The organism is Psychrobacter sp. 16-MNA-CIBAN-0192, from assembly GCF_040309565.1.
Lineage (GTDB): Bacteria > Pseudomonadota > Gammaproteobacteria > Pseudomonadales > Moraxellaceae > Psychrobacter.
Window position 1 is genome coordinate 1 of the sequence record NZ_JBEOOX010000143.1, and the last position, 282, is coordinate 282.

1 rRNA gene is annotated in these 282 nt (G+C 55.3%); it reads left to right on the forward strand.

The window, feature by feature from the left end:
• Positions 1–282, forward strand: a 16S ribosomal RNA gene (locus AAEY78_RS12685); the annotation flags it as partial.

A 282-nucleotide genomic window follows, 5' to 3' on the forward strand; every position in this document is an offset into this window, starting at 1 on the left:
GGTAAAGGCCTACCAAGGCGACGATCAGTAGCTGGTCTGAGAGGACGACCAGCCACACTGGGACTGAGACACGGCCCAGACTCCTACGGGAGGCAGCAGTGGGGAATTTTGGACAATGGGCGAAAGCCTGATCCAGCAATGCCGCGTGTGTGAAGAAGGCCTTCGGGTTGTAAAGCACTTTTGTCCGGAAAGAAATCCTTGACTCTAATACAGTCGGGGGATGACGGTACCGGAAGAATAAGCACCGGCTAACTACGTGCCAGCAGCCGCGGTAATACGTAG